This is a genomic window from Polymorphobacter multimanifer (assembly GCF_014205635.1).
Taxonomy (GTDB): Bacteria; Pseudomonadota; Alphaproteobacteria; order Sphingomonadales; family Sphingomonadaceae; genus Sandarakinorhabdus; species Sandarakinorhabdus multimanifer.
This window is the reverse complement of sequence record NZ_JACIIV010000014.1, coordinates 109,466-122,663: the sequence shown is the minus strand read 5'-3', so window position 1 is coordinate 122,663 and position 13,198 is coordinate 109,466. Positions and strand designations below refer to the sequence as shown.

Below are 13,198 nucleotides of genomic sequence, written 5' to 3'. Positions count from 1 at the left end.
ACCGCTTCGCTGTCCCAGGGGCGTCGAGCATCCCCAGTCTGCCCAGCCTCGTCAGGCTCGCTGCTGCCTAACGCCCGGCAATCTGCCCCGGTTACCTGCGTGAAGAAGATCGAAGCCGTGATCAAGCCGTTCAAGCTTGATGAGGTGAAGGAAGCCCTGCACGATGTCGGGGTTTCGGGAATCACGGTGACCGAGGCCAAGGGCTTCGGCCGGCAGAAGGGGCATACCGAGCTTTATCGCGGTGCTGAATATGTCGTCGATTTCCTGCCCAAGGTGCGCCTTGAAGTGGTGGTGGACGATGACCAGGCCGAGCGCGTTGTGGAGGCGATTGCCAATGCCGCGCGCACCGGGCGGATCGGTGATGGCAAGATTTTCGTGTCGACCATCGAGGCCGCCATCCGCATCCGCACCGGCGAGCGCGATTCCGACGCGCTCTGATTGACAAGCGCTGGGCTGCGCATCAGTTATCTGATGTTGCGGTGCAGCAGGGGTTTTGAACATCGGCTGCAGGGTTGCTGCCGAAGCTGAGGGGACTGAAGACCATGGCCAAGAAAGTTGCCGAGATCCTGTCGATGATCAAGGACAAGGACATCGAGTGGGTCGATCTGCGTTTCACCGATCCCAAGGGCAAGTGGCAGCATTTGACGATGGTTTCGAGCGTGATCGACGACGACATGCTCACCGACGGCTTCATGTTCGATGGCTCGTCGATTGCCGGCTGGAAGGCGATCAACGAAAGCGACATGATCCTGATGCCCGACCTCGATGCCGTGTATATTGACCCGTTTTCGGCGACGCCGATGCTGATCCTGGTTTGCGATATCGTCGAGCCTTCGACCGGCCAGCTCTATGGTCGCGACCCGCGCTCGACCGCCAAGCGCGGCGAAGCCTATCTCAAGGCGACCGGTATCGGTGACACCATCTATATCGGGCCGGAAGCCGAGTTTTTCGTGTTCGACGATGTGCGCTTCGGGCTCGGCTACAACGAGGGCTTCTTCCACCTCGACGATATCGAGCTGCCGACCAACTCGGGCCGCGAATATGAAACCGGCAACATGGGCCATCGGCCGCGCGCCAAGGGCGGCTATTTCCCCTGCGCGCCGATCGATTCGGCTGTCGACCTGCGCGGCGAGATGGTTTCGACCATGCTCGAAATGGGCCTGCCTTGCGACAAGCATCACCATGAAGTCGCCAGCGCCCAGCACGAGCTGGGCCTGACCTATGGCACGCTGGTGACGACCGCCGACCGGATGCAGGTGTACAAGTACGTCGTGCACCAGGTGGCGCATGCCTATGGCAAGACCGCGACCTTCATGCCCAAGCCGATCAAGGACGACAATGGCTCGGGGATGCACACCCACCTTTCGATCTGGAACGGCAAGACGCCGCTTTTCGCCGGCGACGGCTATGCCGGCCTTTCCGAAATGGCGCTCTACTTCATCGGCGGAATCATCAAGCACGCCAAGGCGTGCAACGCCTTCACCAATCCCAGCACCAACAGCTACAAGCGGCTGGTGCCGGGCTTCGAGGCGCCGGTGCTGCTCGCCTATTCGAGCCGCAACCGCTCGGCTTCGTGCCGCATTCCCTATGGCACGGGCGCCAAGTCCAAGCGCGTCGAAGTGCGATTCCCCGATGCGATGGCCAACCCCTATCTTTGCTACACCGCGCTGCTGATGGCGGGCCTGGACGGGATCGAGAACAAGATCCATCCCGGCGGCCCGATGGACAAGAACCTCTATGACCTGCCGCCGCGCGAGCTGAAGAAGGTCCCGACGGTGTGCGCATCGCTGCGTGAAGCGCTGTCGGCACTCGACAAGAGCCGGGCGGTGTTCACCAAGGGCGGCGTGTTCACCGACGACCAGATCGACAGCTATATCGAGCTGAAGATGGAGGAAGTGCAGCGTTGGGAGATGACCCCGGCGCCGGTGGAATTCGATATGTACTACAGCATGTAAGGCGCGGCGCGGCGGAGGCGGAACGCACGTTCCGCCTCGACTCGCGCAAGCCCGGCCGGCGGGGCGGGTGGCCCGAAGCCACCCGAACCCGTCCGACGGCCCCGGCTTTGCCGGGGCTTTTTTCTTTCTGTTGCACGCCCCGACACATCCTCCGCTCTGCGCGCGAGGGGCATAAAAAAAGGGCCGGAACCTTGGTTCCGGCCCAGTCTATCCTTGGGGAGGATCGCCAAAATGGCCTGATTATATTGCGCTGCAACATCGCATGTTGCAATGCAAAAAATGACTTAACGCCAAATTTCTTGTTCGCCGCTTGTTCCATCCCCCTGTTCCGAACCCCTGCCCCGCGCTACACCGGCACCATGAGTGATCTCTTCGCCGCCACTGCCACCAGCACCGATTATGACGCCAGCCACATCGAGGTTCTCGAAGGGCTCGAGCCGGTGCGGCGGCGGCCGGGCATGTATATCGGCGGCACCGACGAGCGTGCGCTCCACCATCTGGCCGCCGAGATTCTCGACAATGCGATGGACGAGGCGGTGGCGGGCCATGCCAGCCGGATCGAGATGAGCCTCGAGGCCGATGGCAGCCTGACGATCATCGACAATGGCCGCGGCATCCCCATCGATCCGCACCCGCGCTTTCCCGACAAGTCGGCGCTCGAAGTGATCATGACGATGCTGCATTCGGGCGGCAAGTTCGGCGGCAAGGCCTATGCCACGTCGGGCGGGTTGCACGGGGTGGGCATTTCGGTGGTCAATGCGCTGTCGGATGCGCTGGTGGTCGAGGTGGCGCGCGGCCGCGAACTCTATCGGCAGCGTTTCAGCCGCGGGCTGGCGCTGGGGCCGGTGGAGCGGCTGGGGCCGGTGGCCAACCGCCGCGGCACCAGCGTGAAATTCCACCCCGATGCCGAGATTTTTGGCGCCGACGCCAAGCTCAAGCCGGCGCGGCTGTTCAAGCTGGCGCGCTCCAAGGCCTATCTGTTCGGCGGCGTGGAAATCCGCTGGAAGACCGCGGTGCTCGATGGCGAGACGCCCGAGACGGCGGTGTTCCACTTCCCCGGCGGGCTGGCGGACCATCTGAAGGAGCGGCTCGAAGGCCGCGAGCTGGTGACGCCGGAAGCCTTTTCTGGCCGCACCGACCTCCCCGACGGGAAAGGTGCCGTGGAATGGGCGTGCGCCTGGCCGCACTACGGCGAAGGCTCGGCGAGCTTCTATTGCAACACCATCCCCACCCCCGATGGCGGCACGCACGAGGCGGGCCTGCGCGCCGCCCTGTTGCGGGGCTTGCGCGGCTTTGCGACGCTGACAGGCAACAAGAAGGCGGCCGAGCTCGCCGGCGAGGATGTGTTTTCGGGCGCCGAGATCATGCTGTCGCTGTTCATCCGCGATCCGCAGTTCCAGAGCCAGACCAAGGACCGGCTGACCTCGCCCGACGCCACAAGGCTGGTGGAGAACGCCATTCGCGACCATTTCGACCATTGGCTGACCGGATCGGGCGAGCGCGGGCGCGCGCTGCTCGGCTTCGTGACCGAGCGGATGGAAGACCGGCTCCGCCGGCGGGCCGAGCTGGCGGTGAAGCGCAAGACGGTGACGAGCAAGCGAAATTTGCGGCTGCCCGGCAAGCTCACCGATTGCGCGCGCGCGGACCCGGCGGGCACCGAGCTGTTCATCGTCGAGGGCGACAGCGCCGGCGGCTCGGCGAAGCAGGCGCGCGACCGGATGACCCAGGCGATCCTGCCGATCCGTGGCAAGATCCTCAATGTGGCGAGTGCCAATGCCGCCAAGATCGGTGCCAACAGCGAAGTGGCGGATCTGATCCAGGCGCTCGGCTGCGGCACCCGCGAGCGCTATGCGCCCGAGGCGCTGCGCTATGAGCGGATCATCATCATGACCGACGCTGACGTTGACGGCGCGCACATCGCGACGCTGCTGATGACCTTCTTCTTCCAGGAGATGCGCGGGCTGGTGCGCGACGGGAAGCTGTACCTGGCGCTGCCGCCGCTCTACCGGCTCGCCGCTGGCGGCATGGTGGCCTATGCGCGCGACGATGGCCACCGCGAGGAGCTGATGCGGACGACCTTCGCCGGGCGGACCAAGGTGGAGGTGAGCCGCTTCAAGGGGCTGGGCGAGATGGCGCCGGGGCAGCTGAAGGAAACCACGATGGACCCGGCGAAGCGCACGCTGCTGCGCGTGCAACTGCCCGAGGATGCCGATGGCAAGGCGGCGGTGGCCGACCTTGTCGAGCGATTGATGGGGCGAAACCCCGAGCATCGCTTTGCCTTCATCCAGTCCCGCGCCGAGGCGGTGGACGCCGAGGCGCTCGACGCCTGACGCGGCGCAGCAAGGGATTTTGCACTGCACAAATTTTGGCATCTTGCCTGCCATTTGCACAGTAATCGCGCACGGCGCCCGAGGGCAGGAAGTGTAACGCTTTCGCAACATTCATTGCCGTTGCTGGCACGGTTCTTGCAGGTGTTTCTGGACGCGGTTTGTCGCGTGAGGAGGGGGCATGAAACTAGTCATTGCAGTGATCAAGCCTTTCAAGCTCGATGAGGTTCGGGAGGCGCTTTCTGCTGCCGGGGTGCAGGGGATGACGGTGAGCGAGGTCAAGGGGTTCGGCCGGCAGAAGGGGCAGACCGAAATTTACCGCGGTGCCGAATACACGACGAACATGGTGCCCAAGATCAAGATCGAGATCGTGGTGGACGATGCCGAGGTGGCCAAGGTCATCGAGACGATCCAGACCGCCGCAAGCACCGGCGCCATCGGCGATGGCAAGATTTTCGTTGCTGACATTGGCCAGGCCGTGCGCATTCGCACCGGCGAGACCAATGAAGCCGCACTCTGACATGAATGCAGGGGGACCTATGACAATCGACAAGAAGCGATTCGGAATGGCGGTGCCGGGAGTGGCATTGCTGATGGCGGCGCCCGTGATGGCGCAGGATGCGGCACCCGCCGCCGTTGTGGTTGCCGAGCTTTCGACCACGACTGAAGTTGCAGCGGAAACGCCTGCGGCCGACCTGGTGCCCGACAAGGGCGACACCGGCTTCATGATGGTGGCAACGGTGCTGGTGCTGCTGATGATCCTGCCGGGTCTGCAACTTTTCTACGGCGGCCTGACGCGCTCCAAGAACATGCTTTCGACGATAACGCAGATCGGCGCCGCCACCTGCTTCGCGATGCTGATCTGGGTGATCTACGGCTATACCATGGCCTTTGGTCCGGATGCCTCGGAGGGGCTGAAGCCCTTCATCTCCAATTTCGACAAGATGTTCCTTGCCGGAATCACCCCTGATTCGGTCGCGGCGACCTTCACCGATGGGGTCGTGATCCCCGAATATGTGTTCGTGGCCTTCCAGATGACCTTTGCGGCGATCACCGTGTCGCTGGTGCTGGGCGCCGTTGTCGAGCGCATCAAGTTCTCGGCGGTGATGGCGTTCACGCTGGTGTGGCTGACCCTGGTGTATTTCCCGATCGCGCACATGGTGTGGGCGGCCGGCGGGTTGTTCTTCGAAATGGGGGCGCTCGATTTTGCCGGTGGCACTGTGGTGCACATCAATGCCGGTGTGTCGGCGCTGGTGGCGGCGATCATCCTCGGCAAGCGCATCGGCTACCAGAAGGACTCGATGGCACCGCATTCGCTCACGCTCACGCTGGTCGGCACCGGCCTGCTGTGGGTGGGCTGGTTCGGCTTCAACGCCGGTTCGGCGCTCGAAGCCAATGGCTCGGCAGCACTGGCGATGATCAACACCTTCGTTGCCACCGCGGCTGCGGCGCTGACCTGGATGCTCACCGAGCGCGCCCTCGGCCACAAGCCTTCGGCGCTCGGGCTGGCGTCGGGCATCATCGCCGGCCTCGTGGCGGTGACTCCGGCGGCCGGCAACAGCGGGCCATTCGGTGCGCTGGTGCTGGGAGCGGTGGCGGCAATCGTCTGCTACCTGTTCGTGGCGGTGGTGAAGCCCAAGCTCGGCTATGACGACTCGCTCGATGCCTTCGGCATCCACGGCGTGGGCGGCATCGTCGGCGCGATCGGCACCGGCATCGTCTATGCACCGAGCCTCGGCGGGCCCGGCGGCGACGATTTCGACATTGGTGCGCAACTTGTCACCCAGGTCCTTGCGGTGGGCACCACCATCGTCTGGGCAGCGGTGGGCACGGCGATTGCGATCTATGTTGCCAAGGCGCTGACCGGCCTGCGCGTGGCCCCCGAGATCGAGCGCGAAGGCCTCGACATCGGCGAGCATGGCGAACGCGCCTACAACGACTGACGACATGCGACGGGGCCTGCCGCAGGGCAGGCCCCCGAGCAGCTGCTGGCGGGACTTCAGGCCGCAAATGACTCTCGACGACATGAATACCGAGAGCTGACAGACAACAGTATCGAACCTGGCTTTTCAGCACAGGAAACTGCTTTGCCAGTTTCCGATCGACATTTATTGTCCCGTTTTCTGCATGGTAATTCAGCAATATTTGCGTGAATTTGCTTTTGCTTGGCGTTTTCGCCGCTGTTCAAGAAAATAACCCAAGTTTACTCTTTCGGATCTGCAAAGAGTTCTCCCGGTACTTTGGGCCAGGGGGCGTGATGCAGGGGGAGAGGGACTTCAACCTCAAGGAGGGACTGTCTCATGCGACATGCACTTTTCAGCGTTTGCGTTCTTGCGGCCCTGGCCGCGGCGTCACCCTCGCTGGCACAGGAGGCGGAAACCAAGCCGTTCGTCGTCAGCGGCGCGGTGGCGCTGGTTTCAGACTATCGGTTCCGCGGTGTTTCCCAGACCGACAAGGGCTTTGCCGTGCAGGGCGGGCTGACGGGCACGCATGAGTCGGGGCTATATGGTGGCTTCTGGGCCTCGAACCTGTCGGGCTGGGGCACCTTCGGCGGCCCCAACCTCGAGCTCGACCTGTTCGCCGGCTTCAAGGTGCCAGTCGGCGCCGGCGCGCTCGATACCGGGATCACCATGTACATGTATCCGGGTGGTGCGGCGACGACGACCTTCTTCGAGCCCTATATGAAGCTCGGCGGCACCGCCGGGCCGGTCAACCTGCTCGCCGGCATCGCCTATGCGCCGGGGCAGCGGTCGCTCGGCAACTGGTCGAACACGCCGCAAAGCCGGATCGGCGACAAGGAGGACAATCTCTACCTCTGGGGCGATGCCTCGACCGGAATTCCGGAGACGCCGATCACCTTGAAGGCGCATATCGGCTATTCGGACGGCAACCCCGGGCTGGGGCCCAACGGCACCAGCGTGGCGCCCACCGGGAAGTATGTCGACTGGCTGCTCGGGATCGATGTTGCGCTGGGGCCGGTGACGCTCGGCGTGGCCTATACCGACACCGACATCAACACCTCGAGCCCCGAATATGTGCGGCTGCAGCCCAATTTCTCGTCGACCAAGGATGGCTCGACGATCTCGGGCAGCCGCGTGCTGTTCTCGATCGGCGCGGCCTTCTGACAAACGAAGGGCCGGGCTTCTGGCGAACCCCGGCCGACGATATCAGCCCTGGTCGACGTCAGCGGCAGGGGCGGCCGTCCGACTTGTCGATGGCACGGCCTGCGAGGGCGCCGACACCGCCGCCGAGCACAGCGCCGAGCAGGCCATCATTGCGTCCGGCGACCTGGTTGCCGAGAAGGCCGCCGGCGATGGCGCCGATCACGGTGCCGCCCTTGCCTTCATCGTAGCAACGGTTCTGGCCGCGCGCATTGTTGTTCCAGCGGCGATCATCATAGCGGCGACTGTCGACACGGCGGTTGTTGAAGCGGCGGTCGTCGAAGCGACGGTCGTTGAAGCGGCGATCATCGACCTGGGTGTAATAACCATCGCGGCCATAATAGCGGTCGTCGCGGTCGTGGGCGACTGCAGCGGTGGACATCGTGGTCAGCGCGAAGCTGGCAACAAGGGCGCCGACGAGGAATTTGCCTGCCATGATCTGATCCTTTCTCGCGGCCAGGAGAGGCCGACTAAAGGACCGTGCCGCAAGACGGCTAACGGAAAGCTGAACATGCCGTTGGCCGGCGTTCAGCCTGCCGCTTCGATCTTCTCATTGGCTTCGAGCCAGGCGGTTTCCGCCGCCGCCAGCGCCGATTCCACCCGGCCACGCTCCTGCATCAGGTCCGATGCGGTGCGGCCCATGTCGGCAACGATGCAGGTTTTCGGGTCGAACAGCGCGCGGTCGATCTCGCCGCGGCGTGCGGCAAGCTTCGCCACTTCGGCTTCGGCGGTCCTGGCGGCCTTGCGCAGGCCGGCGGTGGCTTCGCGCGCGGCAGCGGCGGCCTTGCGATCGTCCTTCTTGTTGCCCTTGGGCTTGCCGTCGCCACCGCCTGCGCGCCCGAGGATCGAATCGGTGTAATCATCGAGGCTGCCGGCAAACTCGCGCGCACGCCCGGCATCGACCAGCACCAGCCGATCCGCACTCGCCTCGATCATGTGGCGATCATGGCTCACCACCACCACCGCGCCATTGTAATCGTTGAGAGCCTGCACAAGCGCCTCGCGGGTATCGACATCGAGGTGGTTGGTGGGCTCATCGAGGATCAGCAGGTGCGGGGCGTCGCGGGTGATGAGCGCCAGCGCCAGCCGCGCCTTTTCACCGCCCGACATCTTGCCGACCTTCTGCTCGGCCATGGCACCGGAAAAACCGAAGCGGCCGAGCTGGGCACGCACCTGGGAAGGGTTGGCTCCGCGCATCAGCCGGCTCATGTGCTCGAGCGGGGTGTCGTCGCTGTCGAGTTCCTCGACCTGATATTGGGTGAAATAGCCGACGCGCAGCTTGCCCGGCGCGTGCTTGCTGCCCGCCATCGCCGGCAGTTGGCCCGAGAGCAGCCGCGCCAGCGTCGTCTTGCCGTTGCCGTTGCGGCCCAGCAGCGCCAGCCGGTCATCGGGATCGAGCCGCAGGTCGATCTGTTCGAGGATCGCCTTGCCGTCATAGCCGACCGCGGCATGATCGAGCTGCACCAGCGGCGGCTTGAGGGCAGGCGGCGACGGGAAGTTGAACACCAGGCTTGGATCGGTGACGGCCTCGGCGATCGGCTGCATCTTCGCCAGCGCCTTCTGCCGGCTCTGCGCCTGCTTGGCGGTGCTGGCGCGGGCGGAATTGCGGGCGATATAGTCCTGCAGCTTGGCGCGCTGCGCGGCCTGCGCTTCGCGGGCGCTGGCCAGCTGCGAGAGGCGCTCGGCGCGCTGGCGCTCGAAATCGTCATAGCCGCCGGGATAGAGGGTGATCTTGCCGCCCTCGAGATGCAGGATATTGTCGACGACATTGTTGAGCAGGTCGCGCTCATGGCTGATGACGACGATGGTGGCACGGTAGGACTTGAGGAAATTCTCCAGCCACATCGTCGCTTCGAGATCGAGGTGGTTCGACGGCTCGTCGAGCAGCAGCAGATCGGGCTGGCTGAACAGCAGGGCTGCCAGCGCCACGCGCATCCGCCAGCCGCCCGAATAGCTGTCGAGCGGGCGATGCTGGGCGGCTTCGTCGAAACCGAGCCCGACGAGGATGCGCGACGCGCGCGCGGGGGCGGTATAGGCATCGATGGCGATCAACCGCTCATGGATCTCCGCCAGCCGGTGCGGCTCGGGATGCGAAGTCTCTTCCTCGATCATGAGGGCGGCACGTTCGACATCGGCGGCGAGCACGGTCTCGAACGGCGTGGTGCTGCCGGCGGGGGCCTCCTGCGCCACATAGCCCATGCGCGCCGCCTTGGGCATGTCGATGCTGCCGCTGTCGGGCTCGAGCTGTTTGGCGATCACCTTCATCAGCGTCGATTTGCCGGCGCCGTTGCGGCCGATGAAGCCGATGCGGCCGCGCGGCGGCAGCGTGGCCGAGGCGCCATCAAGGATGGTGCGGCCGCCGAGGCGGACGGTGATGTTGTTGATAGTCAGCATGGGGGGCGGATAGCAGGATTCTGTGCGGGTGGCAGGATAAAAAAAGAGCCCCGGCAAAGCCGGGGCCGACGTCAGACGAGTTCGGCCAGCAAGGCTGGCCGCCTCGCTGGCCGCGTTCGCACGAGTCGGGATTTAGCTCACGCTAAATCCGCGCCGTGCTTCACTTGTTCTGCGTCTTCAGATACGCGATCACGTTCGCGCGATCCTCGGGCTTCTTGAGACCGGCAAAGGCCATCTTGGTGCCCGGCATGAACTTCATCGGGGCTTCCAGATACTTGAACAGCGTGGCTTCATCCCACGTCACGTTGCTCTTCTGGTTGGCGGCGCTGTACTTGTAGCCGGTGATCGAGCCCGACTTGCGGCCGACCACGGCGTGCAGCGACGGGCCGACGCGGTTCACGCCCTTGGTCGTGACATGGCAGGCCTTGCACTGGTTGAACACCTTTTCGCCGGCGGCGGCATCGCCCTTCGGCATCTGGGCTGCGGCGGGGGCTGCAGCCAGAAGGGCAGCGGCAGCGAAGAGCATCGAGTGGTTCATGGGTCATCCTGCTGAAAAAGGCTGGTGGAAACGCCGCAATACCGGTTCGATTATGAATGTGCAATTAGGGGCTTGCAGAGTGGCGGCCTTGCCATGGTGCCGCAGGCCGGCGGTGGCGGAAGCGGTGAGCCAGGCAGTCGACAGCAGCCAATCGACATGACCAACAATTCCGGGTCGCTGCCGAACAGTAATTAGCAATTTATTTGCCTGTTCACGGTATATTTGCGGTATCGAATCAGCATTGCATGACTGATCCGCCAATGGGGCCGCACACATAATCAGATCCAGGCACGGCATTCGCCGTGAAGGGACAACTGTTGTTGCAACGAGCCGGGGAAAGTGCCCCGGCGCGACCGATCTCTACTGTTCAATCAACATATTCCTTGGGAGGAAGACATGGCACGGAAACCGACACGTGATGATGGTGGCGATAGCGGGCTGGGCGCGCTGGGCGCCGATGTCGATGCAATGCTGCTGGCGGCGCTCGAACGCGCCGAGGCCGAAGGTGGTGGCACGGGCGAGGAGATAAGCGCCACCGACGAGACACTCACCACAGGGCGGATGATCGTCACCTACAAGGAAGGTGCGGCCGATGATGGCGCCCTCGCCAACATGGGGATGCGCACCGCCGATGCGCGCGATTTCGAGGATGGTGCAGTGGCGATGGACGCGCTCGGCGATGCCGATGCGCTGCTGCTGCCCGAGATCGGCGTGGCGGTGATTTCCGGCAATGCCGCGTCCGAACGCAGCCTGGGCTCGGCCGGGGCGAAGTCGCTTGCTTCGGACAGCCCGATCAGCGTGATCGAGCCCGAGTATTTCGCCTTTTCCGAGGGCGATGCCGGCGAATATCTGCGCGGCTTCCTGCGCGCCGCCCAGACCATCGAGGCCGATCTGCGCGGCCTTGGTGCGCCGGTCGACGAGGAGGATGAGGAGGGCGGCGCGCTGGTGCTCGGCGCCACGCCCGGCCTCATCGCGTCGCGCGTGCCGCAGAGCAGCCGCTCCGGGCTCGGCATCCGCGTCGCGGTGCTCGACACGGGCATGGACCTCGGCCACCCCGAATTCGCCGGGCGGGCGATGGTGAGCCGGAGCTTCGTCGGCCAGCCGGTGCAGGACCTGCACAGCCATGGCACCCATTGCATCGGCACCGCCTGTGGCCCGCTCGCCCCGCCGGGAAACACCCCGCGCTACGGCATTGCCCACCGCAGCACCATCTTCGTGGGCAAGGTGCTGAGCAACTCGGGCACCGGCTCGACCGGCGGCATCCTGGCCGGCATGAACTGGGCGATCGCCAACAATTGCGCGGTGATCTCGATGTCGCTCGGCGCGCAGACCGGCGTGCAGTTCGGCTATGTGGCAGCCGGGGCCGCCGCTCTGGCGCGCGGGTGCCTGATCATTGCCGCCGCCGGCAATGCGGCATCGTCCACGGGCGCGCCGGCCAACTCGCCGAGCATCATGTCGGTGGCGTCGCTCGACCGCAACCTGGCGCCGTCGAGCTTCTCCAACCGCGGCAAGATCGACATTTCGGCGATCGGCCGCGATGTCTGGTCTTCGGTGCCGCGGCCGCAGCGCCATGGCTTCAAGACCGGCACCAGCATGGCGTGTCCGCATGTGGCGGGGGTGGCTGCGCTCTGGGCGCAAACCAACGGCAGCCTGCGCGGCATGGCGCTGTGGCAGCGACTGCTGGCGTCGGCGCGGCCGCTGCCCTATCCTGCCTCGCGGGTCGGGCGCGGGCTGGTGCAGGCGCCCTGACGCACGCCCCCGGGGGTACGAAGGAGCGATCATGACCGAACCAGTCAAGGTTATCGTCACGCTTGAAGCAGGGGCTCCCGGCGACGTCGGGCAGCGGCTGGCCGACAAGGGCCTGAAAATCGAGGCCATGCTCGATGCCATCGGCATCATCACCGGCGCGTGCGACGCCGGTGATATTGCCCGGCTGCAGAAGGTGGACGGCGTGGCGGCGGTGGAGCACGACATAGCGGTCGATATCGGCCCGCCGGATGCCGAGCCGAGCTAGGCGCTGGCTTCGGGCTGCAGCAAGAACTCGACCAGCGCGCGCACCTTGGCCTGGCGCCATTGTGGGGTGGGGGCGCTCACCCACCAGCGATGGGCGCTGGGCTCGGGCGGCGCCAGCGCCACAAGCTCGCCCGCTGCCAGGTGGCGGGCAGCGATGAGGCTGGGCACAAGGGCGGACCCCAGCCCGGCGAGGGCGGCATCGATGGCCAGCCCGGCATCGGCCATGATCGAGCCATTGGCCTCGGCATCGCAGGGGTGGGCGATGCGCGGGGCCGTCGCCGGCGTGCCGGGGGGTGCCACCAGCACTAGCGTCTCGTCGCCGATCGGGCGGGCATGGACCCCCTCGGCGGTCGGCTCGGCGCCGAAATGGATGGCGAGATCGAGATTGGCCTCGGTGAAATCGGGCTCGTCGTGAATCGTGGCGAGCACGAAGCGGAGTTGCGGCGCGGTCGCGGCATAGACGGCCAGCCGGGCAGCGAGCCATTTGGCAATGAGATCGCGCGGGGCGGCAATGGTGAGCATGTGCGAGGCCTGGCCCTGCTGCATGATCCGCACCGATTCCTCGAATTGCCGAAAGCCTTCGCGAAGCGCAGGCAGCGCGCGCTCGGCCTCGGGGGTCAGCTCCAGCCCGCGTGTCTGGCGGCGGAACAGGATTACGCCCAGCGTTTCTTCGAGCGCGCGGATCTGCTGGCCGACCGCGGCCGGGGTGACCGCCAGCTCATCGGCGGCGCGGGTGAAGCTGAGGTGGCGGGCGGCGGCATCGAAGACGCGAAGCGCGTTGAGGGGCAGATGGGTGCGCTTCATGCGGGG

12 protein-coding genes are annotated in these 13,198 nt (G+C 65.3%); 8 read left to right on the top strand and 4 right to left on the bottom strand.

Annotation, left to right across the window (positions count from 1 at the left end):
- Window positions 1-99 precede the first annotated feature (99 nt).
- From FHS79_RS11030 to FHS79_RS11005, 6 genes are all read left to right on the top strand, one after another.
- Window positions 100-438 (top strand): P-II family nitrogen regulator, encoded by a 339-nt coding sequence (locus FHS79_RS11030; protein WP_184199660.1) that lies wholly within the window; start codon window positions 100-102, stop codon window positions 436-438.
- 104 nt (window positions 439-542) lie between these two features.
- The gene (glnA, locus tag FHS79_RS11025) at window positions 543-1,955 is read left to right on the top strand and encodes a type I glutamate--ammonia ligase (RefSeq protein ID WP_184199657.1); all 1,413 of its coding nucleotides are present in this window, start codon (window positions 543-545) and stop codon (window positions 1,953-1,955) included.
- 359 nt (window positions 1,956-2,314) lie between these two features.
- On the top strand, window positions 2,315-4,285 hold the full coding sequence (parE, locus tag FHS79_RS11020; RefSeq protein WP_184199654.1) for a DNA topoisomerase IV subunit B: 1,971 nt from the start codon (window positions 2,315-2,317) through the stop codon (window positions 4,283-4,285).
- Between the two features lie 178 nt (window positions 4,286-4,463).
- Window positions 4,464-4,802 carry a P-II family nitrogen regulator gene (locus tag FHS79_RS11015; protein ID WP_184199651.1) on the top strand — a complete coding sequence of 113 codons (339 nt, stop codon included), beginning with the start codon at window positions 4,464-4,466 and terminating at the stop codon, window positions 4,800-4,802.
- 19 nt (window positions 4,803-4,821) lie between these two features.
- A complete protein-coding gene (locus FHS79_RS11010; protein ID WP_184199648.1) occupies window positions 4,822-6,225 on the top strand; it encodes an ammonium transporter in 1,404 nt (467 codons plus the stop codon).
- Window positions 6,226-6,582: 357 nt separating this feature from the next.
- A complete protein-coding gene (locus FHS79_RS11005) occupies window positions 6,583-7,407 on the top strand; it encodes a TorF family putative porin (protein WP_184199644.1) in 825 nt (274 codons plus the stop codon).
- A gap of 58 nt (window positions 7,408-7,465) precedes the next feature.
- Here FHS79_RS11005 and FHS79_RS11000 read toward each other — a convergent pair whose 3' ends face one another.
- The 3 genes from FHS79_RS11000 to FHS79_RS10990 form a co-directional block, all read right to left on the bottom strand.
- Window positions 7,466-7,879 (bottom strand): glycine zipper 2TM domain-containing protein, encoded by a 414-nt coding sequence (locus tag FHS79_RS11000; RefSeq protein WP_184199641.1) that lies wholly within the window; start codon window positions 7,877-7,879, stop codon window positions 7,466-7,468.
- Between the two features lie 92 nt (window positions 7,880-7,971).
- Window positions 7,972-9,837, bottom strand: coding sequence for an ABC-F family ATP-binding cassette domain-containing protein (locus FHS79_RS10995; protein ID WP_184199638.1), 1,866 nt, complete (start codon window positions 9,835-9,837; stop codon window positions 7,972-7,974).
- Window positions 9,838-9,997: 160 nt separating this feature from the next.
- Window positions 9,998-10,375: a c-type cytochrome gene (locus FHS79_RS10990; RefSeq protein WP_184199635.1), complete on the bottom strand. Its 378-nt coding sequence runs from the start codon at window positions 10,373-10,375 to the stop codon at window positions 9,998-10,000.
- 396 nt (window positions 10,376-10,771) lie between these two features.
- On the opposite strand from FHS79_RS10990, the gene FHS79_RS10985 reads away from it, so the two are divergent.
- Window positions 10,772-12,124: a S8 family serine peptidase gene (locus FHS79_RS10985; RefSeq protein ID WP_184199632.1), complete on the top strand. Its 1,353-nt coding sequence runs from the start codon at window positions 10,772-10,774 to the stop codon at window positions 12,122-12,124.
- A gap of 31 nt (window positions 12,125-12,155) precedes the next feature.
- Window positions 12,156-12,389: a hypothetical protein gene (locus tag FHS79_RS10980; protein ID WP_184199629.1), complete on the top strand. Its 234-nt coding sequence runs from the start codon at window positions 12,156-12,158 to the stop codon at window positions 12,387-12,389.
- On the opposite strand, the gene FHS79_RS10975 is transcribed toward FHS79_RS10980, so the two are convergent.
- Window positions 12,386-13,192, bottom strand: coding sequence for a LysR family transcriptional regulator (locus FHS79_RS10975; RefSeq protein ID WP_184199626.1), 807 nt, complete (start codon window positions 13,190-13,192; stop codon window positions 12,386-12,388). The genes FHS79_RS10980 and FHS79_RS10975 overlap by 4 nt on opposite strands.
- Window positions 13,193-13,198 lie beyond the last annotated feature (6 nt).